Consider the following 24,441-nt stretch of genomic DNA (forward strand, 5'->3'; position numbering starts at 1 on the left):
TATATAGTGAAAGCAATCGACAAATAAATGCCGATTGCTCTATAAAATATAGTTTATCAATTAGAATAGAAAATAGTAGTATTTGATGATTTTACTAATTCCATAGGTGTAACAACAGTATCCCAAGTAACATTATCAATATCAATACCCTGATTTTTCCAAGAACGCCATGCCAATTGAGAACAATAAAACTTATCCGTTCTATTTTTATCGAAGAATGACCAATTATACCCTTTTCCAATTTGCCCCTGAGCATATGAAGCTGCATTTAAATATTTTGTATTGTTAGCTCCCTTCACCCATAGACCATAAACTTTAGAACGGCCTTTCCATGTATTAGGGTAATATTGGACTCCATCTTTACCAGTTGGGCTCCAACTTTTTGCAAATGATTCTATTGTACGACTACTATCTTTTGATACGATCGCTGTGTGTCCTACACCGATAGAAGAACTTCCAGAATTAATTTCATAACTAACTAAAACATCCCCTTTTGTACCTAAAGCAGATCCTGCTAACGCAACAAGACCATTTAATTCATTTTTACTATATGCAGGATCATCAATTTTAGAATACAGTTCTTTCGCTTCTTCTGGATGTGTTGTTTTTAACTCATCAATCTCTTTCAAATCGTTTTCCGCTTTAATTTTCGCATCTTTTTCGAAAAACTCTTTTCCTTCTTTAGAAATTTCAACAAATTGTTTTACCTGTTCCAACGTCATGCCACTATCTTTCATCATCTGAATCTCATACTCTACTGACTTCGGCTGAATAACTTCCGTTTCAGCCCCATACGCAGTTTCAGCTACAATGCCTCCCCCAGCTAGTATTCCGCCTACTAATAACAACGGTACTATTTTTTTCTTTGCGACTTTCATCATAACAACTCCCATCCCTTGTGATAAGCGCTTTCTCCTATATTTTTAAGCGCACCTTCATATTACAGTAAAAAATGGTAAAAATATACTATTAGTTTTTTTCTCAAGAATTGTCAGGAAAACCGATCAATTTAATAATTTTTATATAAAAATGCAAATTTCATACTTTACTGTAAAGCAACACTACACTATTAAGAAATATTATATAGAATACTAAATAAAAAAAGAGTGCTTTTCTTCAAAGCACTCTTCCAAAGTAATTTACCACTCTTTACGTTCATCACAATCACAGTCACGATCATGGTTACGTCTACGACGACATTTATCACAATCGCAATCACGGTTACGTTTACAACGACATTCATCACAGTCTCTATGTCCGCATCTGCAAAACATTAAATCATCCCAAAATCTATTACAATTTCGAAAGCGTTTGAAATTACTATTACATCCCATAACTATAATTCCCCCCTCTTTTTAATAAGACTCATCTTATTCTATGTTTAAAAGTCAATAACAGCTTGTTTACTAGTCTATTTTTTCTACCCATCTTCCCTTAACAACAAATCAGACGCTAACCATGTAAAGGTTGCGCCTACAATCATCATTAATATTATTTTAATCAAAATAAAAACGGTGCTTTAATTTCGCCCATTTCTTTTATACATTTGATAATAGCTTGAGTCATAACTTTCCCTTCACCATTAAATTCTACTGTATCACCCTTATCCAAAAAATTAGCTGATACTACATTCTTGTTTCCTACTACTTTCACTTTCCTCCAAAATAAAAAGCACCCTCCCTGGGTACTATGTAATTGCTAATTATATTGTAATTCAAATACGGTACATGAAGTTTCATACTTCTTTCAGCTACCTAATATTGTTAAATTTATCTTCATTACATACTTTATTAAATAGTTAGAAGAAGAGCAAAAGCCCTTCTCCGTATACACAACGTGAATTGCAATTAAATTAACTTATTAAAACTAGCCCAAAAACGCAATCGCATTTTTCGTTTTTCTCGCAAATGCAATAGGATCTTCTACCGATTCCCAGTGAACATATATTAAATGAGGATTATCATCTAGCCAATGATTGTGAAATGCCGATACTTTAAAGCCAAATCTCAGAAGTTGTGAGATTAGTTGATCAGTCTGATCTTGAGTCGTTGCCGTTTCACCTAAACAAAGTGCAACTTCGGATGGATCGAGGGATTCGAACGAAAAAAGTTGATGTCCCACAAGAGGTGAATTTGCAGGTCTTCCAAAGATAGTCGCTCCAAAATTCACATTCCGCATAACAAAACATACAGGCCCTGGTTCAATTTCACCGTCACCACCTAGCGTAGCAGTAAATTCATCACATAATGCTTGAAATTCTGGAGATACTACAGGTGGTGGCAAATCTGGTGGTAATACTGGACCTAAGAAATCAATAGATTCTCTTGATTTTCTCGCAAATGCAATAGGATCATCTATCGATTCCCAGTGAATATAAAATAAACGGGGATTTTCATTTATCCAGTGATTGTGCAAACCTGATACGATAATACCGCGATTACGAAGATTAGAAAGGACTTGTTCAACCTGATTTTCAAAAGCTACAGTTTCCCCTAAACAAAGTGCATTTCCTGATTCATCAAGAGATTCAAACGAAAAAAATTGATAATTCACCAAAGGCGAATTTGATTTTCTTCCTAATACTGTTTCATCAAATATTCTAGTTCGAGTTACAGTACATACAGGTCCTGGATCAATTGAATGATCAGTACCACCTAGAATATCAAAAAATCGTTGACATAGATTTTCAAATGCTGGATCTACTTGTTGGTTTTCTATTTCCATAGTATATTCCTCCTAAAATTTTATAGGATTATCTTCCTAAAATTGCAAAAGACAATATATTCTATGCTAGCAATCTAATAACTCCTTAGACAATTGTGAAAGATTAATAGAGAACCATAGCAAATTATTCAATGTACAAACTATATTTTAAATTATGTTACACAATAAAGTTATAGACATATAATAAGGGGCACTTTAAACATGTCTTTTTCTCAGTTAAATAATGAGAGCAATCAACATATAAATGTCGATTGCTCTATTAAAATATTCTCTACTAGATTATAAGAGTGATTGTTTTCGTATTTTTTCTATTGAGAAATGAGTTGTTTTTCATACCGCCTGTTCGCATTATCTTCTGTCAAAAATGAAGTTGTGTAATGAATAATATTCCCGTTATCATACGTAAATATATGCTCTAACTTAGTTTCTTCTGTTAATACTATCGGTAAGTATTTTGGTAAATTGCTAACTACACCTCTATTATCCTTATTTAATATCCAATCAATTTCTTTCCATTCTAATAATCCTTCCGCCGTACTTACTGGTGTGTCCATATGTACTCCATCTGGCAGGTCAGCAAGGAATACGTACATTCCTTCACGCCCCTGAGGCTCGTCCTTGCTTTTAAAAACTACATTCCCTTTATACGTTACACTTGGAAAATCTATGCCTGTTTCCTCAAGCGTTTCTCTAATTATTCCTTCATATGGCGTTTCATTATCTTCAATTTTTCCACCAACACCATTCCACATTCCCATATTTGGCTTTTTATTTCTATTCAATAAGAGTATTTTATTTCCTTTTCTAATGAAACAAATTGTGTACTTATACATACGTTTCTTTCCTTTCTTTTTCCCCTCATCTAAAAATTTAAACAGCATTTTGATTAGACTTGCTGCATAAAAAAATTCTTATTATACAAACAACTGGTTTTTTAATGAGGTATTTTGCTCATTTTTATTCAAAAACATTCTCCTTACAATCATATCTCACATAATATATTGTACAACTTTCGTTTCAGAAAGGAGTGTTCAAAATCGATAACATAAGCAGCGAATTTTTAAAACAATTTTACGATAGTCGCGTCTGGTTATATGATACACATTGGCTTGGGATCCCCATTCTCAAACTTCCCTCTGATCTTTTTTTGTATCAAGAAATGATTTACGAATTAAAACCCGATTTAATTATTGAATGTGGCACTTGTTATGGTGGTAGCGCACTGTATTTAGCTTCTATATTAGATTTAATTGGAAAAGGTCACGTTCTTACTATCGATATATTTCCACAACCAAATCGTCCATCCCATGATCGTATTACGTATTTAACAGCTTCTTCTGTTTCAGTAACCGCTGTGCAAACAATATTAAGTATGCGTAAACCTGATGATGTGATTTTAGTTATTTTAGATTCAGATCATAGTAAAGAGCATGTAGCAAAAGAATTGTTGCTTTATAAATCTATCGTTACTAAAGGCAGTTATATTATAGTAGAAGATACATCTATTAATGGAAATCCTGTTTCTCCTGATTGGGGACCTGGCCCAATGGAAGCTGTTGAAGAATTTTTAGCTACAAACAACAATTTCATAATCGATGAATCTAAGCATAAGTTTTTCATATCATTTAACCCAAAAGGTTTTTTAAAGAAGATAAAGTGAAACGTTAATAAGTGGGGATAGAGAAGCCCCACTTATTCTATGATCTTCATTTTTGAAAAAGGATAATATACAAATTCCACTTTGCCTATTATATTATCTTCTTCAATATATCCTAAACCGTTTCGACTATCTCTACTAAGTTCACGATTATCTCCCATTACAAATAATTTATTTGGTGGGATTTTTGTCTTTTGAAAGTTATAAAACACTTGCGTATTATTGAATAAATCTTTATTTGTATACGGTTCTTCTTGTTTTTTATCATTTACATATACAGATCCATTCGTTATGTTAATTACGTCACCAGGAAGTCCTATTACTCGTTTTACATAATATTTCGATTCATCCTCTTCCTTTATAATGACAATTTCTCCATGCTCTAAATCGGAAAAGCGTACTGCTGCTTTATTTACAAATACGTAGTCTTCTTCATATAAAGTCGGTTGCATCGATTTCCCTTCCACTTTACATAAAGTAAAAGAATGATAAGCTATTACCAAAACAAACACGAAGAGTATGTATTTCCCCCAACCTCTCTTAATCTCCTGTTTCATATCCATTCCCACCTTATTCAAACGCTTTTTAAATCAAAAATATATCACTGCACCATATGTCTCAATGCAGTGATATTATTTTTACTGGGCCTTGTTCGGCTGCTCTACTGGGACTGGATTTCCACCTACTCTTTTCGCTTTCAATTCAAAATACGCATCCAAAATCTCTTTACCAATCGCGGAATTAATTCCTGATTTATCATCATTCACCCATGGTACAACAACTGAAAAAGCTACTTCCGGATCAGCATCATACGGCGCATAACCGGCAAGAGTTAAATTATAACATTTTTTTCGATTATTGTTTTCATCTCTTCCAATTTCACTTTCTCCACCATACACAGTTTCAGCTGTCCCTGTTTTTCCAGCTGGTTTATATGGTAATCCTTTAAACGTTGCAGTACCTGTTCCGTCATTCTCTTGAAAAACTCTTCTAAATCCTTCTTTTACATGATTAATATATGAAGTGTTCATATCTACTCGATTTAAAATAACTGGTTCAATAGATCGAATAACTTTTCCAACATCCTCTGGTCTATGTGGTTGCTCTCTCACTTCTTGCACAATTTGCGGTTTCATTCGGTAACCACCGTTTGCAATGGTTGAAATATATTGAGCAAGTTGAAGCGGCGTATATGTATCGTATTGTCCAATCGCATAATCAAGTAAAAAACCCGGTATGTTATCCGTTCTACCCATTTGACCAATCGATTCATTCGGCAAGTCAATACCAGTCGGTACACCTAAACCAAATTGTCTAAAATAGTAGCGCATTTTATTAAATGTCTCTTGTTTAATGTCTAATGGATTGTTTGGCACATAATTTATACCTGCCATCTTTAATGCTGTATTAAACATATATACGTTTGATGAAACTTGTAAAGCTCTTAAATCATCAATATCACCAAAGTCTTTCCACGATTTCTTCGGCTTAGAGCTTCCTTTAAAATACATGGGTGCATCAAAGAAATGCGTATACGGCTTAATTGTGTCAGCTTGATAACCGGCTAATAATGTAGCCCCTTTCACAGTTGACCCTAACTCATAAGAACTTGTCATCGTTCCTAAAGCATAGTCTTCTATTTGCATCCCGCCGCCATCTTTATTTACAATTTTCTTTCCTGCCATCGATAAAATTTGACCGTTTTTCGGATTCATCATTACAACGAATGCACGATCCATCATCGGCTCTGCAGAATGAAATGCTCGTAAATTCTTTTCAAGACTTCCCTCTACTTTTTTCTGTAACTCCATATCCACTGTTAACATTAAATTATTTCCACTTTTTCCTTCGGTTACTTTTTCTGTCCGGATAATATTTCCTGCTTTATCTGTAATGCTTCTAGACTGTTCTTTCGTTCCATGTAATGCGTCTTCATATTGCTTTTCGATGTAGCTCTTACCAATACGGTCATTTCGGTTATAATCACGCACTAAATAATAATCTAATTGTTCCCTTGGTAATCCTTCATTTTCAGTAGAAACGCTACCAAGGATAGAACGAAGTATTTTATCATTTGGGTATTCACGTTCCCAGTCTACTGTCGTATCTACTCCAGGCAAGCTTGCCAATCTTTCACTTACGACTGCATATTCATTTTGACTTACATCTTTTTTAACGATTTGCGGCGTCATTTTATATCCCGCATTCATTTTGCTTTTAATAGCTAGTACTTCTAGGTCTTCTTTTGAAAGTTCGCTTAATTCTTCTTGTGTAATTCTTTCCCTACGTAACTCTTCAACTTTTTTATCTAATTCTTTCCCTTCTATCTCCTGCTTCCTAAATTTACTCTCATCTTCTTTCGTTACTTTTTCTGCTGCCCGCTTTTCATTTAACTGCATCCAAAAATCTTTTTTATCTGTTTCTGTTAACTTGTCTATATCCTCTGGCGACATTTCAATTAACTGTGCTAACTGTCTTGCTACTTGTAAAACTTCTTTCGAATCTACTCCTTTCATTTTCGTATATGTAACGGTTCGTAGTGGTTTGTTATTTACAATCACCTGACCTTGTCGATCAAACATTTTCCCTCTAGGAACAGGTGTACTTACCGTTACGTCTTCCTTTTTGTTCACTTCATTTCTATACGTTTCTCCATCAATGATTTGCACTTTACCTAATTGAATTATAATAGCTGAAAATAAAAGAAAGACGATAAAAAATAGTACATTTAACCGAAAAGGAATATGAGTCTTTTTCTTTTTCGATTGTTTCTTCTGCTCCTTTTTCTGTCTCATTTCGCTCCCTCGCTTCATTCTATTAACATTTCTACGTAGAACCATTATGTATCAAATTTATTTATATGATATATATAGAATTTTATATTAATTATAAAAGAAATAAAAGATTTAATTTTCAGTTTTTTAATTTTATATCCTATTTATTACCATTCCCTTAAATCGTCATAACATGAATTTTCTTCTGAAAGAAAGCGTGTATAAGATTGTTTTTTCATACCATTCATTTACATTTCTCTGTATAGTAACATTAAAAGACACTACTAAGGAGAAAATGAAATGACAGATTCATTTACAATACATACTAATACATCATTTTGTTTAAACTTTATGATTTATATTCAAAATATGTATCTTAACCAAAAAGAGAAAAAGGAAAATTTGAGATTTCCTTACATAGCAAAACAAGTAAATTTCCCTACTGTCTTTGAAGATCATTTCAAGGAATTATGGCATATACTTCGTAAACAAATTGCTAACGACCGATATGATTTACAAATTTTTTATGAGGAAAATAATATCTTTTATGAGAAGCTTTTTGACACTCAATTATGTAATGAGGAATCCTTTAAAGAATTACTGTGTAGTTTTAAAGTATGGTGGACTAGCATAGCAGGTCAGCATTCATTAGAATGTTCTGTAAGTGGGTATAGTACGCAACTTTATAATGATTTAGTTTTATACTTAAAGCAAAACGAAATAGAACCTTTACAACAGCTACATATTAGTTTACTTTATGACGACTGTGTATTCGTTAAAGAAAACATTTCTTCCTATTCTGCTATTTTGCCAACCAAAACATTTTTTATAGGTTATAGAGATGTGGTTGCTACATTATTAAAATGTTTTAAACAGTGATTACCCAAATAAAAAACTGAGGTGAATACCTCAGTTTTTTCGATAACTTATTTTATTGAAGATACCCCTTCAACAAACGCACCAATCTTATTTTGAAAAACAAAATCAAAGTTATACTCTTGTCCTGTTAATTCTTCATTTACTAAAATGGTTGTTGCTCCTACTTCCCTCTTTGCGATTTCCGGGAATGAAGCAACAGGTTGTACTTTTAATGACGTTCCCATAACGATAAGCACATCTGTTTCATATAAACGTTTTATCGCATTTTGATATTGCGGCAATGTATCTCCGTATAAAACAACGTCTGGATTTAAAATGAAATTACACTTCTCGCAGCGCGGCACTTCATGATCTATCATATACTGCAAATCATACCCCGTTTTACACTTCGGACAATGTGCAGTTTGCAGTGTTCCATGTAAATCAATAACATGTTTACTACCACCTAATTGATGTAAACCGTCAATATTTTGCGTTAAAATCGTAATATCTTTCCCTTGTTCTTCTAATTCAGCTAAAAAGCGATGGCCACGATTTGGCTTATATTGATGAAACGTATTGATTTGAAATATTTCTTTATAATGCTTCCAAAATTCTTTCGGGCTTCGGTTATAGTACCCTCTTGATAAATACATCTCCACATTCGCATCAGCATACAATCCATTTGCTGAACGAAAATCTGGGATACCACTTTCCGTACTTGCACCAGCTCCTGTTAATACTGTAATTTTCTTCGCTTTTTCTAAAATCAAACGTACTTCTTCAAATTGTTGCACAAAAATCACCTCTATGTATATTGCTATACTTATTATACCAGTTGTTTACAGGAGGTGTCGTACAATTCATTCTACTTAATGCGTCGTGCCTCCAATTTCCACTATATCTACCTCAACTGTCGTCGTTACTTCAACTGCCAACTCTATCCCTTTACGAATAGTAGAAAGTGACATACTCGGTTGCCCTGGATAATTACTCGCTTGCTCTGGTAAAAACGGAATATGAATAAATCCGCCTTTCATTTTTGTATCATGTTTCTCTAGTTCATGCATAAGACCATAAAACAAATGATTACAAACGAATGTACCTGCTGTTTGTGAAACGGAAGCTGGTATGCCTTCTTCTTGAAGTCTTTTTACAATTGCTTTCATCGGAAGTGTAGACCAATAGGCAGCCGGTCCTTCTTCTACAACCGGTACATCTACCGGTTGATTCCCTTCATTGTCAGCAATTCTTGCATCATCAACGTTAATTGCGACACGCTCTATCGTAATATCTGGTCTGCCTCCAGCTTGTCCGATACATATAATCATTTCTGGATTTAGTTCTTCTATATATTCTTTTAAAGCTTTTATTGATTTATGAAATACGGTTGGGACTTGTTTACTAATAATCTTGTACTCTCCGATTGTTTTTTCATGCAAACTTTTTGCGACTTCCCAAGCTGGGTTGATACTTTCTCCTCCGAACGGATCAAATCCTGTTAGCAATACTGTTTTCATAGTTTTCCCCTCCTCATTAGAAACGATATACAAGGCCGTACATAATAAACATATTGATGATAAAGATGGAAAGAGCAATTGGTACTTGTGCTTTAATAACCGCATTTTTATCTTTTAGCTCTAAAAGCATTGCCGGAACGATATTAAAGTTTGCTGCCATTGGAGTAAGCAATGTTCCACAATATCCAGCAAACATACCGAGTGCTGCCATAATTGCCGGGTTTCCTCCGTGCATTTGAACAATTAAAGGTAAACCAATTCCGCCAGTAATTACGGCAAAGGCTGCGAATGCATTTCCCATTACGACTGTGAACAGCATCATTCCTAAACAATATGCCATAACAGCAACGAACGGATACTCTGTCGGTAACACTTGTCCGACTAGATCAGAAACGACTTGTCCAACGCCAGACTTCGCGAAAATACCGCCAAGTGCCGCTAACATTTGTGGTAATATAACAGCCCAGCCGACAGCTTGTAATAGTCTGCTTCCTTCTTGTACAGGCGTTGTTATTTTCGATTTTGTAATACGCATCGCTGCAACGAATGCAAGTAATGCCCCTAGTGCTAATGCTACTAGCGTTACTTTATCTGGATCAACAAGGGAAACATTTCCCCATTTGATTTTGCCTAACGTTAACGTACCGATAATTGTAAAAATAGGAATTAATAGTGCAGGCATAAAAATTTTATTTTTTAATTTCTCAGCATGTTTCACACGTTCTTGTACCGGTACTTCTTTCTCCTCTGATTTTGTTACTTTGTTTAGTGAAGCTAACACGACCATAGCGAGCACGATACAGCCAACGTAAAACGAAGGGATTACATTTCCGAATAAAAACGTAACTGCAAATAACGCCCAAAACAAGCTAGAACCAAATCGATTTGGATGTTGACGATCAAATGCAATACGAACAGCGATAAAGGCAACGATTATACCTAATACGTAATAGATTGTATCCATTGTAATAATATTCATCTTATATTGCCTCCTTCTCTTCTTTTTCTTTTGCTGTCATCGTTTTCGCTATATATTTATCAAATCTTCTAAATCTGATCCAGCTGACGATAAGTGCAGATATTGCAGTTGGAATACCCCAAAGTGCCATATCCCATACACCGACATGCATACCTACTGAATCGAAGAATCCTTTCATTAATAAAATGGCACCAGTTGCGATAAAAATGTCTTCTCCGAAAAACCAAGCAGTATTTTCCGCAGCGGCTGCATTCGCTTTAATCTTTTCTCTTAACTTCTCAGGAAGCTTACCGTATTTACCTTGCGCAGCCCCTTCTGCCATAGGTGCAACGAGCGGTCTTACTGTTTGTGCATGACCACCAATGTTCAGTCCAAGTGCTGCTGATGATTCTCTTATCGTAAAATATGACATTAATACTCTTCCAGTTGTTGCACCTTTTGATTTCGTTATAAGCGCTTCTGCTCTTTCTTTTAAACCGTAACGCTCTAAAATTCCGATTACAGGTAAAGTTAATATAATTGGCATAGACATATATCTATTTTCTATGAAAAATTTACCGAACATGCTAATGACATCATAAAAGCTTAATCCTGAAACCATACCAGTAACAATACCTGCAACCATAACGACTAATAGTGTATTTAATCTAAATAAAAAGCCCACTGCAACAAGTAATATCCCGATTAATTTCACCAATTCCAACACTTCCCCTCATTATTTTATTTCGGTGCGCATATAGAAATCTTATTATTTTCGAATGTTCTGTATATTTTGTTCGCAAATTGTACAGCTTTCTCTCCATCACCATGTAAACAGATCGTCTGCGCCTGAACTGCTACTTTCTCACCATTCACCGAATTTACATAACCTTCTTTCACCATTTGAAGCACTTGCTTTATCGCTTTATCTTCATTTTTTATAAGCGCATTTTCTTCCGTACGACTCGTTAATGTGCCATCTTGCTTATACGTACGATCTGCAAAAGCTTCTTGTACGAGAGTTATATTGTATTTTTCCGCAGCCTGTATAAACACCTCACTATTTGCTAATCCGTAAAGTAATAGACTTGGATTCATATGATGTATTGCCTTTGCGATTGCATCTGCAATTTCCGGATTAGTTGCCGCCATATTATATAGAGCACCGTGTGGTTTCACATGTTGCATCTTCCCGCCAGCTGCTTTTACAAAAGCGTCTAATGCACCAATTTGATATAAAACATAATCGTATACTTCACTTGCTGAAACGTTCATGTTCCTTCTACCAAATCCAATTAAATCTGGAAATCCGGGATGTGCCCCTATCGCAACGTTATGTTGCATTGCCTTTTCGACTGTTTGCCGCATAACGGACGGATCACCCGCATGAAAACCGCAAGCAACGTTTATAGAGGAAACGAACGGAAGAATTTCATCATCATTCCCCATTTTATAAGCGCCAAAACTTTCTCCTAAATCACAATTTAAATCAATTGTAGTCATGATACTTCCCTCCTGCACTCAGCTTCGTAAAGCGATGAACTTTTTTAATAGATTCATATTTACTTCTTTTTCTATGTACAATTGTTCCGCTTCTTCAAGCGTAATATTCTCAAACCATACATAGTCCCCTGGTTTTAACTGGGCAAGAAGAGGTAAATCTACTGAAATGATATTTCCCATTCTCGGATAGCCACCTGTCGTTTGCCTATCTGCCATTAAGATAATCGGCTGTCCGCCATTTGGAATTTGAATGGTCCCATATGTAACTGGACTCGATAAAATCTCTTTTTCAACGGCTCTATTTAAAATTTCTCCTTCAACCCTATAACCCATACGGTCAGCGTAATTAGATACTTTATACTCTTTCGTAAAAAAGGCCTTTTTGCTTTCTTCTGTAAATTGATCATATTCAAAACCAGTTATGACGCGAAGTTTAGGATACTTCTTATATTTTGGTAGTACGCTACTGCTAATTGCCCATTTCGTTTTTATTCTCTCATCTTTTTGTAAGCCTTGCATGAAACGATGAGCCATTTCTGATCTTTCCCCAAGTTGAAAATAGTCTCCTTTTTTCAGCATTCTTCCTTCCATACCACCAATCGCAGCACGTGTGTAAGTACTTTTGCTTCCCATCGTACGATCAATATGGATACCACCTGCAAAAGTCACATACGTTCTGCAACCACTTTTCACTTTTCCAAAGCAAAGCATACTACCTTCTTCTGCTAAAATGGGACGCCACAATGGAATACGTTCCCCATTCAATAACGGTTCCATATCCGCTCCACCAATCGCAAGTAAAGTCGTTTTCTTTATTAACAATTTCGGTCCCATAATCGTCATTTCGAGTCCCGCTTCATTTTCTTCATTACCAACTAACATATTGATCATCCGAAGTGCACTTTGATCCATAGCCCCGCCAACAGGTACGCCGTATTGTTGGTAATGAGATCGTCCTAAATCTTGGACTGTTGTAAACATACCTGCATGCAAAACTTCTACATCCATTCTTTAGCCCCCTCAAGTGATATGTACTCTTCCTTCGTTATTGGGATAAATCGTAAATACATACCGCTTTGAATAAAGGTCGGTGTTTCTTCTTCCGGATTAAATAAGGAGATTGGTGTTCGGCCAATAATATTCCATCCACCCGGTGTTTCAAGCGGATAAATACCTGTTTGATTTCCGCCAATCCCTACCGAACCAGGAGAGATTTGTAACCGCGGTATTTCTTTTCTAGGTGTTTCTAGTTCTTTTGATAGTCCTCCTAAATACGGGAACCCTGGTGTAAAGCCTAACATATACACAAAATACGTTGTTTCACTATGTATGCGAATGACATCTTCTACTTGTAAACCGTGATAATGTGCCACCTCTTCTAAATCAGGTCCATATTCTCCCCCGTAGCAAACGGGTATAGAAATATGTTTCACATCTCGTTTCAGCTCTTCCTTATACGTATCTAACATTCTAGCTATGTATTGGCATACGTAATCATACGGTCTTATCTTTCTATCATTTCCCTTCCATACTTCATACAAATTATAGTAAACGGCCAATGAAGTAAATGACGGAACGCATTCAATCATTCCTGTAAACGGATGTTGCTGCAACACTTGAAATAGTCGTTGTACTTTTTCGTATACATCCATCCCGATTTCTTCACCAAATGTAACAATAATTGCTTGATCCCCTAACGCAGAAAATTTCATCCTACTCCCTCTTTCTATGCCAAAAAGCCGAGTTCTTTCGAAATGCGATTCGCTGTCTCTTTCACCTTAGCGATAAAATATGAAATGTTACTTTCGCTGTACTCAATTGCTAATCCTGAAATACTAATGCCTGCTACAACCGTTCCGTCGCTTGCGAAAATAGGCGCTGCTATAGCTGCTGTATGATTTTCTAACTCCGAATAACTAATCGTATGTCCTTCCTTTTTCGCCATTTGTAACACTTCTAACAATTGTTCCTTATCTACGATTGTTCCATCTGCAAACTGTTTTAAATCCGTTTCCTCTATGTATTTCTGTTTCTTTTCCTCTGAGAAATACGATAGTAAAATTCTCGGACATGCACCAGCATAAAGTGGCGCTCTTCTTCCAACCGCTGTATATACACGTACAGGCTGAACGCCTTCCATCTTTTCCACATAAATCGCGTCATTACCATCTTGAATAATTAAATTAACTGCCTGCCCTAAACTATCTCTAAGCTCTTTCATATATGGAAACGCAATATTTCTTACTGATAATCTTTGTGATACAAGTTGACCAAACCGTAAAAAAACGACTCCTAAATGATATTTCCCCTTTTCGTTTTTTTGTAAAAACTCCATTTCTTCTAACGAGCCAATTAAACGATAAACAGATGTTTTCGGCATACTTGTAAGCTGAACCATCTCTGTTAAACTGAGTTCTTCATGCTCATAAAACAACTTTAAAATATCCATTGTCTTAACTGCCGTTTTATTTATACTCATTCTATCTCCTTCTTGTTCCGAATTACGGAACTTAAATTCCATTTTTCGAAACAAACATATAATTTTAAATTATAAAATATTCTTTCAATTCTATCAATATATTTTTCAGCTACTTAATCTTTATGTAAAGTGAATACAAAATAAATTTTAGAAATAATGATGCTTCTCTTTCAAAAGCTCAAGTTATAGCAAAACCAAACGTTTAAATAAATAGGCATAAAAAAAGTATGGAAGAATATTTCTCCCATACTTCTTTCTTTATAGCGCTCTTACTTGTTTCAACGGCCAGAAAACAGCTTGTCCTTTTCCGACAATTTCATCTTCTGAAATAAATCCAAACATACGACCGTCTTTAGAAACTTCACGATTATCACCTAATACAAACACTTGGCCTTCTGGCACTTTCGTTTTTCCTGTAATTTGTTCTAACGTAAAGTCTGGAGTTAATACACGGCCTGCTGCTTTTTCTTTAAACTCTTTTAAATATGGTTCTTCCATCGCTTTGCCGTTTACATATAAAACATCATTTTTATACTCAACTGTATCGCCTGGTAAACCAATTACTCGTTTTACTAAATCATATCCTTCTTTTCCATGGAAAACGATAATATCAAAGCGTTCTAATCCACTTATACTATAACCAATCTTATTGACGAGAACTCGTTCGTTATTTTCTAAAGTCGGCATCATCGATTCGCCTTGTACTAATGACGGTGTAAATAAAACACCGCGAATAATTGCGATTAATACAAGGGTAAATCCTATAGTTTTCGCCCATGAGAATAATTCTTTCTTCGTATTTTCCTTCATCGTTTCTCCTCTTTCTTAATTGTTTATTGTATGATTTGAACTAATTCTTGTACTAAATTAGGATCAATTTCAGCAAAACATGATTTCCCTTCTCTTACCGCTGTACCGACATGAGCTTGCGAAATTCCAGTTTCATTTAGCAATTGCTTTATATTTTCTTTCGTTACACCAGCTCCAACAACAAGTTGAATTTGACCCCCGCTTACCTTTTGCATATCTGTAAGCACCGGAATATTATCAACTATATTCCCTTGTCCACCTGAAGTTAAGACGTGAGTCACTTTATGAAACTTCTTTAACGTTCTCATCGCTTCTACTGGATTTTCTATGTCATCTATTGCACGGTGATATGTGACATTTATCCCATCTACCACAGATAATAAATCCACTAGTTTCTCTTCATCCACTTCATTTCTTTCATTTAATACACCTAATACAACACCAGCTACTCCTAATTTCTGAGCAACTACAATATCCTCTTTCATCATTTCAATTTCTTCTTCCGTATATGTAAAAGACTTCGCATGCGGCCGAATCATAACGTGAATCGGTATTTGTACTGCTTCTACCGCTTTTTTTATAAATGCATAACTCGGCGTTAAACCGCCTTCTGTATAAGATGAAATTAATTCAATTCGCTTCCCGCCAGCTCGTTCAATTCGTTTCACATCTTCTAAACATGTTGCAATAACCTCTAGCATGAGATGACCTCTTTTCGTGCTTTTTTCTTATTATACAGTAGGTGAAATAAGAAGCATAGTATTCTCCTATAAAACGATAAAAAGAAGAATGAAAAGAAAGATTTTTTCATTTGATAACATTTACTTTACGCTCATTCGTTTCCTCTCCAGAACCGGGGCCGTATTATTTATCCGCTTATAATGCAGATGGATTTGAAAGTAGTATGAGACTTCTGGTACAGCCTGAATAATAGGAAAAAGGAGTAACCTCTAGAACTTCATACTAGATGTCACTCCTTTTTATTTTATAAAAATACTAGGTTTCTCCTATATATTTAGTTATTTTTCTTAACTACTTCATTATAATAGTGGCTAAAGGCCTCTACTAATGCATCAACGGAAGCATACAGTTCTTCTGGTGTATTATCTACCCCTCCCATTTCAATAAGTAATGCATTTGGAGAAAGGTCTTGATTATATACTCCGTTCCCGCTTTTACGATCTTTAATAAAAATTCCTCGGCTTAAACCGTAATACTTCTCGTCTAAATATGAATTTATTGCCGTTACTATTTTTTTATTTTTTTCAAAGCTAGGATTCTCTCGTCCTAAAATAAAATAGAGCCTCGCATAATTCTTTCCGTTAATATTTTTTGTTGTAATATTTTTTCGTGCATCATCTCTATGAAGGTCCATTGGAAACATAATATTTTTATCTTGCGCTAATTTATCTTGTAATATTTGACGAGATCCTTTGTAAGATTGGGCCCAGTTTAAATTTTTATTTCGCAGAAAGTCCCTCATATTTGTCGTATCATGTGAAACCCCTATTCCTTTCTCTTCTAACTTTTGTTTTAAATAGTTTCCAACAAACGTAATATTCACTTCATTATTTGTACTAGAGGCATCATTAGGTTTAGTGGCACCTGGAATGAGAGGAATAAACGACTCCCAACTATGTGTATGATAAATAAAAACTTTATTTTCACCGTTATTTTGTGTATTTGAATTGTTTTCTTTCTCACTCTTTGGGTGTTTAACAGCAGTACCTTTATCTTGAATATTCTCTAAAGGAATGCTGGATTCTTCAGGAATGTTCGTATAATCTGTCCCTTCCCCTGCAATTAATATTTCCGAATAAAATTGATTCATATTAGGGAGTTCCCTCGTTAATAAACTACGGAGATCATTTACATTAATGTTTGTAGAAAGTGATAGTAAAAAAGATTCTAAAGACGCTCTTCCTTTTTCTTTATGAAATTCTTCTGCAAAATAACGATTTTCACTGCCTATCATATACATAAGGCCTTTCGTAGAATTCGTTCCTAATAATTGATTAACATAATAAGATTTAAATACGTTTGAATTACTAGAAATGAAGAATGAAGTGAGAATACATATAATTGTGAATAAAATACATATCATTACATACTTTATATTAAATACTTTCAGTTTCACTTTATTCATTTTATATCTCCCTTCATTTACTATATTCTTACGCATAATTTTCAATGAATATGATTACTAATTTAATAGAATCGTCTCAACTACTATTTTTTCAGCTAATCTCTTTCCGTAAAGCAAGTGAGGTTAATTTGCCGTGCGCAAATTTCACCAAAGATTTTAAAAGAAATGAAATAACCTGAGTCTACATTTGTATGGACTCAGGTTATTTCATTTCTTTATTTTCCATGTTAATGCCTAATTGGTCTTTCAAGAACTTCATACCTTTTTTTGTAAGATGGACAGCCCGATTCTTATCCGTTTTTGTAATCCATTCCTGTTCAAAAAATAGTTTTGCTATTGCAGATCCTAACCAACCAGAAATATGGTAGCGTCGTTCACTCCAATCAAGACAAGGTTTTGCAAATATCCTTCTCTTTATATTTGCCGTTTCAATATTTATCCCAAAATTCAGAAACCATTGTTTACCTTGTTCCGTTACAATGTATTCTCCTTCCTTTAAAATTATAAATTCCCTATGTAGTAATTTTTCAGTTATCTCTACACCGAGTCTGCCTGCAAGATGATCATAACAAGTTCGAGCATAACGAATTCGTTTTAGTTGATCCGATTGTTTTAAAGAACGAACTTGGACTGTTGGTGCAATTGTTCCTAACTTTTCAAGAACTTCTGCTACCTCTTGATTAGCAAGTCTATAATAACGATGTCTACCATGTTGTTCAACTGTAAGTAGATTCCCCTCTACTAATTTAGAAAGATGAGAACTAATCGTTGGATGTGACACTTTTGCCTTATAAGCCAATTCGCTAGCAGGTAGTGCCTGATTATTCATTAAACAATCTAAGATGATTGCTCTTGTAGGTTCAGCAATGAGTTTAGCTATATATGAGATATTCGGATATACATTCATATTTCGATGATACCCTAACTATTTAATTGATACAATTATTTTAAGTTTAATAGTAAAGGAGAATGTATTATGAATGCAATTGATCTTAGTATACTAAATTTAAAAGAAACGAGAAGGCGCTCAGAAAAATTATGGAATTCTCTTCCCGATACTTTTCTTAATTGGAAGCCTGATCATGAGGCTATGTCCTTTGGTGAAATGATTCGTCACGTATGGAGCTCAACTTTTTACTATCATATGATTTTAAAAAACAACGGCTCAATAAACGACGTACATATCCCGTATGATGACGAGCCGATTACTTGTGTTAAAAAAGAAATTGAATTAGCGCAATCATGTTTTGCCGATTTCATAGAATATGTTCAATCAATAAGCATAGCAGATCTAGATTCAAGACTTATTGATCGAAGCGATGTTGGCTATCAACGATATTTAGGCGATATGCTATTACGAATTGCTTATCATGATGCGGTCCATGCAGGTCAATTTTTACAATATTTACGAATGGTAGATTTGGAAAGACCTTTAATTTGGGATTAGATAAGACAAATGTTTACAACGCTTCTATACTGGCATTATAATAATACGCAGCCAATTATCTAACTAGTCAAAATCCTTTTCGTTAGTTAAAAAAAGAGCAGTTTAGTTGTTGTACAATAATTAATATATGGGGATGATCACGTGAAAAAGCACTCTGAATTAAAAAAGCATTTATGTGCACTAGAGGAAAAACTATTAGAACCTAAAACTCGTACAAATCCAGCTGAACTGGACAAGTTACTTGCAGACAATTTTTTGAGTTTGGAAGTTCAGGAAACGTTTGGTATAAGAAGGACTCTGTTGGTGGAGATGGACTTAGTGTAAGAGAAATGACTCTTTCTAATTTTGAAATATACCCTATATCGGACGATACAGTGTTGGCAACATATCGTGTAAGAGATGAAACTAGAATGCAGAATACTTTGCGAAGCTCCATTTGGAAACTGATAGAGGGAAGATGGCAAATGTTTTTCCATCAAGGAACACTCACAAAATCATGATGATTATTTATATTTAAACGCTGCATTTTAAACTAGTATATCAATCGAATAAAAGCACGCGTTCGATTACTAATCAAACACGTGCTTTCAAAACAACTATATTGTACATAAACAATAAAATTCAAGCTAAAAAACTACGACCGAAACACCGCATCTGCAAGCATAGATAGTGTTGCATCATCCATCGGCGGATTGTGTAGTCCTGCTCTAACGTTTAAATAGTAACGGTGAAGCGGATTTTTTTCTGATAAACTTTTTGCTCCTACGACGCGCATTGATTTATCCACTATGGATATCGCCGCATTTGTTACGGCGTATTTCACTGCCGCTAATTCTGCTTGCAGTGACAGTTTATCTTCTGCCTCATCGTATTTTTTCGCAATTTGATATAAAAAGACGCGAGCTTGCATAAGCTCGAGTTCTAATTCTCCAACTAATCTTCTAACATTCGGTAATAAACTAATAGAATGGTTTAAACTATTTGGTTTGTATGATCCCGCAAACTGAACTGCATAATTTCTTGCTGATTGTGCAATTCCTAAATAACATGCTGGTATATGTAACAACCAGCCAATACCCTTTTGTTTCACTTTCCCGCCTTTTACATCCGTAAAAAAACGGTTGTCTATCTCTACATTTTGTAAGACAAGGTCGTGGCTAGCAGTCCCTCGCATTGCAACGCTATCCCACGTTTCTTCAATGGATACACCGATTGTATTTCTTGGAATGACAAACTCACCAACTTCTTCTTTGCCCTCCATACTTGCTGAAATAATAAAATAATCAAGTACTGGCGCCATCGTTGTAAAAGTTTTCCTTCCATTTATAACCCACTTCTCGCCTTGTTGAACCGCTATTGTTTCTGGTTTACCGCCACGCGTCGGGCTCCCTGTTTTCGGTTCTGTTGCTGCCCTATTAAAGAGCGCCCCATTTCGCACTTCTTCGCAAAACCATTTAAACATCTCATCATTCCAAGAGCGATTTTCCGCTAGTTCTTTCACAATGCCAAGATGCCAGCCAATCGATAAGGCAGTAGCCCCGCAGCCTTCCGCAATTTTCTCTTGAAATAGAACGAAGTCATATAAAGAAATCGCACTACCACCAAATTCCTTCGGTAACGTTAATTTCGTATATCCGATATTTTTCAAATCATTTATATTTTCATACGGAAATGATCCTAATTCACTTAGTTGATGCTCCCTTTCCATGAACTTCGGAATCAATTTATTTATTTGTTCAATAATGAAAGATTGTTTTTCTGTTTCAACAAATGAGAGTGCCATACTATAATCTCCTTTATGCTCGATTCTTAAACCGTTCATTTTGTCATTATGATTATATGAAGCTACCTCTCTATTGTTTCACTATTCCGATAAAAATACAATGTTTTTGACTAATAAGAAAAGTTCCTATTGAAAAATAGATTCTTTCCTTATTAGTCTCCCTTCAATGCCTTTAATGGCAACGAGGTTACATATCCAATATATGAGAATAATTCTTTAAAGAAGAATGGGATTTCTGTATCTAACGTTTTATATGCTGATGTCGGCGTTGGTGAAGCATACGCTTCAATATTAATATGTTTTGCGATTCTCATTGCGCGTTTCATATGAAGTGGATCACTTACAATCGTGTATGTGCGTATTCCGTTCTCTATTCCAACTTCCTTCGCATTCTTTAAATTTTCTTCAGTGAAAAGGGATTTTGTTTCAATCAAAATATCTTCCTCTTTTACACCTTGTTTCATTGCATATACTCTTGCAGTACGCGCTTCCTCAAGCTCTGCCTCGAACTTTGTACCACCTGTAAAAATAATCTTTTTAATATTTCCGTTCTTATATAAAGAAATCGCATGATTAATTCTTTCTTTAAATACAGGAGATGGTTTTCCATTCCAAGAAGCTGCTCCTAGTACGATACCAGCATCCGTTTTCACGCTATCATCTGTTTTAAAACGATAACTCCAAATATCGTAAGCTGCATAACTTACATATAAAATAGCAGAACAAATCATTAGTAAAAATACTTGAAAGATTCGTCTTTTCTTACTCTTCTTATTTTCTTTCATTTGTAATTGCCTCCGTACATCATCCATACTTCTATAAAAAAACATTTATATCAAATCGTTTTGTTTGAGTTTATTTAAAAGAAGGAACTTTACTTGTTATTTATGTATAAAAGGGTTTTCATTTAAAATTGAGGATTATCAATTCATTTTCATTTGCGGTTTTCATTATATGTTTTAAATTCATAAGTTTATTACCATACAACTACATTGTAACGAATTTTTTCTCAGAAGGGAACGATGAAACAAAAGGAATTAAAATAAAGTAGCATTTTGTAAGAAAAAAGGTATATTTTTCATGTATCACAAACAATATACCTTTCAAAACACGAATTATAGCTTTTCTTTATACAACTCTAATTTTTCTAACAATTGTTTTTTCACATCTGGCCATTCACTCGAGATAATACTGTACACAACTGCATCTCTCACATAACCATTTGGTAATTTTCTTTCATTTCTAAGCACACCCTCTTTTACTGCGCCTAACCTTTCAATTGCTCGTTGTGCTTTTTCATTTCTTGCATCCGTCTTAATTTGTACCCTGAGCATATGCAGTTTTTCAAAAGCATACTGGAGAAGCATATACTTACACTCTGTATTGATACTCGTACGCTGGACACTTGGATGATACCACGTTTGTCCTAACTCGACTGTTTTATCTTCCACTGAAATATTATATAGACGTGTACTTCCTACAATCGTATTCGTCTGTTGATCCACTACAACGAAAGGGATTTGCGTACCCTTTCCATAACCTTGTATCGCTTTTTGCACATATTGCTGCATATCTTGCACACTATCCATTTTAGAGATTAAATACGCCCAAATATCTCGATTTCCTTCTACAATCGAAAACAAAGTTTCGACATCATTACCATCCATTAACCGTAGCTTTGCTCTTTCGTGAATCATTTCCATTTGTAAGCCCCCTTTTTCTTACTATATCATAGAAATATACATTTTATTATACAGATATTTAAATCAAAGTTTTAATACCTTCTTACATAATAATCGGCAAAAACCTCTAACAAATACCGTGTACATCCCATTATAGCAAGCCGAATTTATATTGGTTTCATTTCATGTAAGGTTTTTCTTTTTCTAAAGGTCTATATACGTTCTTTAAAAATTTGCATACCAAAAACGCTATTCTTTCTACAAAAAGATTCTTTTTTTTCATTTATGAATCAATTTTTCAGCTTAATAGTATGGATAATTCTGGATTAAACCCAAAAAATACTATATAATAATAAAGTGAAAATTTTACAGTTAATTCATATGGGGTAAATGGGAGGATATAAACATGCTAGATCAAATTACTTGGGGAACGCCAGGAAGCTTATTATGCTTAGGATTCTTTTTTGCAGGGTTAGGAATTTTCTTAAGAAGTATTACGTCATATTCGAAAAACAAATAAAACATCAAAAAAGTATACATTTTAAAGTATTTAATTGATAAAAACACTAAACAAAAGAATCCTTCCTTTTATAGAAGGATTCTTTTTTATACCTTTCCCCTTTTTAAAGCAACAAATAAGCAATCGGTGTAATGATAAGCAACGTTAATATCGTTCTTTGTACATAGAGAATAATAAGTTCCGATACTTTTAACGGAATATCTGTAGATAAAATACAAGGAATGGAAGCTGAGAAGAACAATATAGATGATACCGAAACAACCGCAATGACAAACTTTGTCACAAGTGGTGCACTTACAACTAAAAGAGAAGGTAAAAACATTTCTGCGATACCAACGGATGCCGCTTTTGCAGCTAGTTCTGCTTCTGGTAATTGTAAAGCCCACGTAAATGGATAGAAAATATAACTGATCCAATCAAATATTGGCGTGAATTTCGCTAAGACGATACCAATTAATCCTACTGACATAATAGATGGCAAAATTCCCATTGTCATAATAAAACCATCTTTTAAATTCAATGCGATATTTTTCATAATACCCGGTGCAGATTTCGATACTTCTAGCGCATCTTCCCAAGCACGCTCTAACATTTTCTCCTTATAAACGGGCTCTGGGAACCCTTCTTCTGTTACATATGTATCTGGTTTTCTACTAAGGGGTGGAAGTCTTACGGTGATAGCAGTTACGATGAATGTTACAACGAGAGTCGTCCAAAAATAAACATTCCATAAATGCATGATGTCTAATGTTTTTGCGATGATGATCATAAATGTTGCGGATACTGTAGAAAATCCTGTAGCGATAATGGCCGCTTCTTTTGTCGTATATTTTCCTTCTTTATATACGCGATTCGTAATTAATAAAGCCAGTGAATAACTTCCCACAAAGGACGCAACCGCATCAATTGCTGATCGTCCAGGTGTTTTCCATAACGGCCTCATAATCGGACGGCAAAACGTACCGATAAATTCAAGTAATCCATACCCGACTAATAATGCTAAAAAAGCCGAACCAATCGGAACGAGTAAACTTACCGATATTACTAGTTTCTCATACAAAAACGGCCCAACATCTGGCGCAAAGAACCAAGCTGGCCCTACTTTCAAACAATATAATACACCGAAAACGACGCCAACCACTTTTAAAATCGAAAAGCAAATATCTACGATAGATGTATTCCATTTTTTCGTATAAAACGGATAAATTGCACCCATTACCATAACGAGTAGTGCGTAATAAGGTACGACGCTCGGAACCGAAGCTCTAGTCCACGACACGATATGATCAATCATTATGGAAGAAGCGCCATTTATCGTAACTGGTACGAAAAACATAAACACCCCAACGAGACTAGCAAGTACAAACCGAAGAATGATGCTCTTCTCACTCCCTGTCTTAATTACATTCCTTTTTAATTCAATTTCACTCAAAATTCGACACCCCCCCATTTATCTAAATATTCTGTATAATTATATTAAATCCCTTCTTTTCATTTGAAAATGACACAAGCAATAATCTTACATTTTTATTGTCAGTCTCCAAAAATTATCATATAATATCTTTCGTATATGTTACATA

General features: G+C 34.8%; 26 protein-coding genes and 1 pseudogene. 4 read left to right on the forward strand and 23 right to left on the reverse strand.

The window, feature by feature from the left end; all coding sequences use genetic code 11:
- Positions 1-56: 56 nt before the first annotated feature.
- The 5 genes from BGI23_RS14835 to BGI23_RS14845 form a co-directional block, all read right to left on the reverse strand.
- A complete protein-coding gene (locus BGI23_RS14835) occupies positions 57-881 on the reverse strand; it encodes a YiiX/YebB-like N1pC/P60 family cysteine hydrolase (protein ID WP_242066935.1) in 825 nt (274 codons plus the stop codon).
- A gap of 258 nt (positions 882-1,139) precedes the next feature.
- Positions 1,140-1,334 (reverse strand): hypothetical protein, encoded by a 195-nt coding sequence (locus BGI23_RS27525; RefSeq protein ID WP_083322741.1) that lies wholly within the window; start codon positions 1,332-1,334, stop codon positions 1,140-1,142.
- 166 nt (positions 1,335-1,500) lie between these two features.
- Positions 1,501-1,653, reverse strand: coding sequence for a hypothetical protein (locus BGI23_RS28165; RefSeq protein ID WP_154696891.1), 153 nt, complete (start codon positions 1,651-1,653; stop codon positions 1,501-1,503).
- Positions 1,654-1,866: 213 nt separating this feature from the next.
- Positions 1,867-2,724 (reverse strand): DUF1259 domain-containing protein, encoded by an 858-nt coding sequence (locus tag BGI23_RS14840; RefSeq protein WP_083322742.1) that lies wholly within the window; start codon positions 2,722-2,724, stop codon positions 1,867-1,869.
- 308 nt (positions 2,725-3,032) lie between these two features.
- Positions 3,033-3,557 (reverse strand): NUDIX hydrolase, encoded by a 525-nt coding sequence (locus BGI23_RS14845; protein ID WP_070806399.1) that lies wholly within the window; start codon positions 3,555-3,557, stop codon positions 3,033-3,035.
- Between the two features lie 194 nt (positions 3,558-3,751).
- On the opposite strand from BGI23_RS14845, the gene BGI23_RS14850 reads away from it, so the two are divergent.
- Positions 3,752-4,384 carry a CmcI family methyltransferase gene (locus BGI23_RS14850; RefSeq protein ID WP_083322743.1) on the forward strand — a complete coding sequence of 211 codons (633 nt, stop codon included), beginning with the start codon at positions 3,752-3,754 and terminating at the stop codon, positions 4,382-4,384.
- Between the two features lie 32 nt (positions 4,385-4,416).
- On the opposite strand, the gene lepB (BGI23_RS14855) is transcribed toward BGI23_RS14850, so the two are convergent.
- Together lepB (BGI23_RS14855) and BGI23_RS14860 are read right to left on the reverse strand one after the other, a co-directional pair.
- Complete coding sequence (gene lepB, locus BGI23_RS14855) at positions 4,417-4,938, reverse strand: signal peptidase I (protein ID WP_070806400.1); 522 nt, start codon at positions 4,936-4,938, stop codon at positions 4,417-4,419.
- 81 nt (positions 4,939-5,019) lie between these two features.
- Positions 5,020-7,176 (reverse strand): peptidoglycan D,D-transpeptidase FtsI family protein, encoded by a 2,157-nt coding sequence (locus BGI23_RS14860; protein ID WP_070806401.1) that lies wholly within the window; start codon positions 7,174-7,176, stop codon positions 5,020-5,022.
- Between the two features lie 279 nt (positions 7,177-7,455).
- On the opposite strand from BGI23_RS14860, the gene BGI23_RS14865 reads away from it, so the two are divergent.
- Complete coding sequence (locus BGI23_RS14865) at positions 7,456-8,034, forward strand: hypothetical protein (RefSeq protein ID WP_070806402.1); 579 nt, start codon at positions 7,456-7,458, stop codon at positions 8,032-8,034.
- A gap of 47 nt (positions 8,035-8,081) precedes the next feature.
- Here BGI23_RS14865 and BGI23_RS14870 read toward each other — a convergent pair whose 3' ends face one another.
- From BGI23_RS14870 to BGI23_RS14925, 12 genes are all read right to left on the reverse strand, one after another.
- A complete protein-coding gene (locus BGI23_RS14870) occupies positions 8,082-8,810 on the reverse strand; it encodes an NAD-dependent protein deacylase (protein ID WP_070806403.1) in 729 nt (242 codons plus the stop codon).
- Between the two features lie 75 nt (positions 8,811-8,885).
- Positions 8,886-9,533 carry a pyroglutamyl-peptidase I gene (gene pcp / locus BGI23_RS14875; RefSeq protein WP_070806404.1) on the reverse strand — a complete coding sequence of 216 codons (648 nt, stop codon included), beginning with the start codon at positions 9,531-9,533 and terminating at the stop codon, positions 8,886-8,888.
- Positions 9,534-9,549: 16 nt separating this feature from the next.
- Entirely contained in the window at positions 9,550-10,512 is a 963-nt protein-coding gene (locus tag BGI23_RS14880; protein ID WP_070806405.1) for a DUF979 domain-containing protein, read from the reverse strand.
- A 1-nt stretch (position 10,513) separates the two neighbouring features.
- The gene (locus BGI23_RS14885) at positions 10,514-11,209 is read right to left on the reverse strand and encodes a DUF969 domain-containing protein (protein ID WP_000239802.1); all 696 of its coding nucleotides are present in this window, start codon (positions 11,207-11,209) and stop codon (positions 10,514-10,516) included.
- Between the two features lie 23 nt (positions 11,210-11,232).
- Positions 11,233-11,994, reverse strand: a complete 762-nt coding sequence (pxpA, locus tag BGI23_RS14890; RefSeq protein WP_070806406.1) for a 5-oxoprolinase subunit PxpA — start codon at positions 11,992-11,994, stop codon at positions 11,233-11,235.
- 18 nt (positions 11,995-12,012) lie between these two features.
- On the reverse strand, positions 12,013-13,002 hold the full coding sequence (locus BGI23_RS14895; protein WP_070806407.1) for a 5-oxoprolinase subunit C family protein: 990 nt from the start codon (positions 13,000-13,002) through the stop codon (positions 12,013-12,015).
- The gene (gene pxpB / locus BGI23_RS14900) at positions 12,993-13,706 is read right to left on the reverse strand and encodes a 5-oxoprolinase subunit PxpB (protein WP_070806408.1); all 714 of its coding nucleotides are present in this window, start codon (positions 13,704-13,706) and stop codon (positions 12,993-12,995) included. Before pxpB ends, BGI23_RS14895 begins: the two co-directional genes overlap by 10 nt.
- A 14-nt stretch (positions 13,707-13,720) precedes the next feature.
- On the reverse strand, positions 13,721-14,473 hold the full coding sequence (locus BGI23_RS14905; protein ID WP_070806409.1) for an IclR family transcriptional regulator: 753 nt from the start codon (positions 14,471-14,473) through the stop codon (positions 13,721-13,723).
- A gap of 258 nt (positions 14,474-14,731) precedes the next feature.
- Positions 14,732-15,283: a signal peptidase I gene (lepB, locus tag BGI23_RS14910; RefSeq protein WP_000662493.1), complete on the reverse strand. Its 552-nt coding sequence runs from the start codon at positions 15,281-15,283 to the stop codon at positions 14,732-14,734.
- A 23-nt stretch (positions 15,284-15,306) separates the two neighbouring features.
- Complete coding sequence (locus BGI23_RS14915) at positions 15,307-15,984, reverse strand: copper homeostasis protein CutC (protein ID WP_000895095.1); 678 nt, start codon at positions 15,982-15,984, stop codon at positions 15,307-15,309.
- A 314-nt stretch (positions 15,985-16,298) separates the two neighbouring features.
- Complete coding sequence (gene spoIIP, locus BGI23_RS14920; protein WP_061531413.1) at positions 16,299-17,429, reverse strand: stage II sporulation protein P; 1,131 nt, start codon at positions 17,427-17,429, stop codon at positions 16,299-16,301.
- Between the two features lie 202 nt (positions 17,430-17,631).
- Entirely contained in the window at positions 17,632-18,336 is a 705-nt protein-coding gene (locus tag BGI23_RS14925) for an ArsR/SmtB family transcription factor (RefSeq protein ID WP_070806410.1), read from the reverse strand.
- Positions 18,337-18,405: 69 nt separating this feature from the next.
- On the opposite strand from BGI23_RS14925, the gene BGI23_RS14930 reads away from it, so the two are divergent.
- Both BGI23_RS14930 and BGI23_RS14935 read left to right on the forward strand, forming a co-directional pair.
- Positions 18,406-18,876 carry a DinB family protein gene (locus BGI23_RS14930; protein ID WP_000991278.1) on the forward strand — a complete coding sequence of 157 codons (471 nt, stop codon included), beginning with the start codon at positions 18,406-18,408 and terminating at the stop codon, positions 18,874-18,876.
- Positions 18,877-19,017: 141 nt separating this feature from the next.
- Positions 19,018-19,376 (forward strand): annotated as a pseudogene (locus BGI23_RS14935) (nuclear transport factor 2 family protein).
- A 134-nt stretch (positions 19,377-19,510) separates the two neighbouring features.
- Here the strand turns inward: BGI23_RS14935 and BGI23_RS14940 are convergent.
- The 4 genes from BGI23_RS14940 to BGI23_RS14955 all read right to left on the reverse strand — a co-directional run bounded on the left by BGI23_RS14940 (position 19,511) and on the right by BGI23_RS14955 (position 24,293).
- Positions 19,511-20,659 (reverse strand): acyl-CoA dehydrogenase family protein, encoded by a 1,149-nt coding sequence (locus tag BGI23_RS14940; RefSeq protein ID WP_070806411.1) that lies wholly within the window; start codon positions 20,657-20,659, stop codon positions 19,511-19,513.
- Positions 20,660-20,811: 152 nt separating this feature from the next.
- Positions 20,812-21,444: a YdcF family protein gene (locus tag BGI23_RS14945; RefSeq protein WP_000662223.1), complete on the reverse strand. Its 633-nt coding sequence runs from the start codon at positions 21,442-21,444 to the stop codon at positions 20,812-20,814.
- 330 nt (positions 21,445-21,774) lie between these two features.
- Complete coding sequence (locus BGI23_RS14950; protein ID WP_000425201.1) at positions 21,775-22,362, reverse strand: GNAT family N-acetyltransferase; 588 nt, start codon at positions 22,360-22,362, stop codon at positions 21,775-21,777.
- A 602-nt stretch (positions 22,363-22,964) separates the two neighbouring features.
- The gene (locus tag BGI23_RS14955; protein WP_070806412.1) at positions 22,965-24,293 is read right to left on the reverse strand and encodes a YjiH family protein; all 1,329 of its coding nucleotides are present in this window, start codon (positions 24,291-24,293) and stop codon (positions 22,965-22,967) included.
- Positions 24,294-24,441: the final 148 nt, after the last annotated feature.

It is taken from the genome of Bacillus sp. ABP14 (assembly GCF_001831375.1).
Taxonomy (GTDB): Bacteria; Bacillota; Bacilli; order Bacillales; family Bacillaceae_G; genus Bacillus_A; species Bacillus_A paranthracis.

What these genes read in the sequence shown, in the direction of transcription:
- BGI23_RS14835 (WP_242066935.1), bottom strand. Translation starts at nt 881, where the DNA reads ATGATGAAAGTCGCAAAGAAAAAAATAGTACCGTTGTTATTAGTAGGC.
- BGI23_RS27525 (WP_083322741.1), bottom strand. Translation starts at nt 1,334, where the DNA reads ATGGGATGTAATAGTAATTTCAAACGCTTTCGAAATTGTAATAGATTT.
- BGI23_RS14840 (WP_083322742.1), bottom strand. Translation starts at nt 2,724, where the DNA reads ATGGAAATAGAAAACCAACAAGTAGATCCAGCATTTGAAAATCTATGT.
- BGI23_RS14845 (WP_070806399.1), bottom strand. Translation starts at nt 3,557, where the DNA reads ATGTATAAGTACACAATTTGTTTCATTAGAAAAGGAAATAAAATACTC.
- lepB (WP_070806400.1), bottom strand. Translation starts at nt 4,938, where the DNA reads ATGAAACAGGAGATTAAGAGAGGTTGGGGGAAATACATACTCTTCGTG.
- BGI23_RS14860 (WP_070806401.1), bottom strand. Translation starts at nt 7,176, where the DNA reads ATGAGACAGAAAAAGGAGCAGAAGAAACAATCGAAAAAGAAAAAGACT.
- BGI23_RS14865 (WP_070806402.1), top strand. Translation starts at nt 7,456, where the DNA reads ATGACAGATTCATTTACAATACATACTAATACATCATTTTGTTTAAAC.
- pcp (WP_070806404.1), bottom strand. Translation starts at nt 9,533, where the DNA reads ATGAAAACAGTATTGCTAACAGGATTTGATCCGTTCGGAGGAGAAAGT.
- BGI23_RS14880 (WP_070806405.1), bottom strand. Translation starts at nt 10,512, where the DNA reads ATGAATATTATTACAATGGATACAATCTATTACGTATTAGGTATAATC.
- pxpA (WP_070806406.1), bottom strand. Translation starts at nt 11,994, where the DNA reads ATGACTACAATTGATTTAAATTGTGATTTAGGAGAAAGTTTTGGCGCT.
- BGI23_RS14895 (WP_070806407.1), bottom strand. Translation starts at nt 13,002, where the DNA reads ATGGATGTAGAAGTTTTGCATGCAGGTATGTTTACAACAGTCCAAGAT.
- pxpB (WP_070806408.1), bottom strand. Translation starts at nt 13,706, where the DNA reads ATGAAATTTTCTGCGTTAGGGGATCAAGCAATTATTGTTACATTTGGT.
- BGI23_RS14905 (WP_070806409.1), bottom strand. Translation starts at nt 14,473, where the DNA reads ATGAGTATAAATAAAACGGCAGTTAAGACAATGGATATTTTAAAGTTG.
- lepB (WP_000662493.1), bottom strand. Translation starts at nt 15,283, where the DNA reads ATGAAGGAAAATACGAAGAAAGAATTATTCTCATGGGCGAAAACTATA.
- BGI23_RS14915 (WP_000895095.1), bottom strand. Translation starts at nt 15,984, where the DNA reads ATGCTAGAGGTTATTGCAACATGTTTAGAAGATGTGAAACGAATTGAA.
- spoIIP (WP_061531413.1), bottom strand. Translation starts at nt 17,429, where the DNA reads ATGAATAAAGTGAAACTGAAAGTATTTAATATAAAGTATGTAATGATA.
- BGI23_RS14925 (WP_070806410.1), bottom strand. Translation starts at nt 18,336, where the DNA reads ATGAATGTATATCCGAATATCTCATATATAGCTAAACTCATTGCTGAA.
- BGI23_RS14930 (WP_000991278.1), top strand. Translation starts at nt 18,406, where the DNA reads ATGAATGCAATTGATCTTAGTATACTAAATTTAAAAGAAACGAGAAGG.
- BGI23_RS14940 (WP_070806411.1), bottom strand. Translation starts at nt 20,659, where the DNA reads ATGGCACTCTCATTTGTTGAAACAGAAAAACAATCTTTCATTATTGAA.
- BGI23_RS14945 (WP_000662223.1), bottom strand. Translation starts at nt 21,444, where the DNA reads ATGAAAGAAAATAAGAAGAGTAAGAAAAGACGAATCTTTCAAGTATTT.
- BGI23_RS14950 (WP_000425201.1), bottom strand. Translation starts at nt 22,362, where the DNA reads ATGGAAATGATTCACGAAAGAGCAAAGCTACGGTTAATGGATGGTAAT.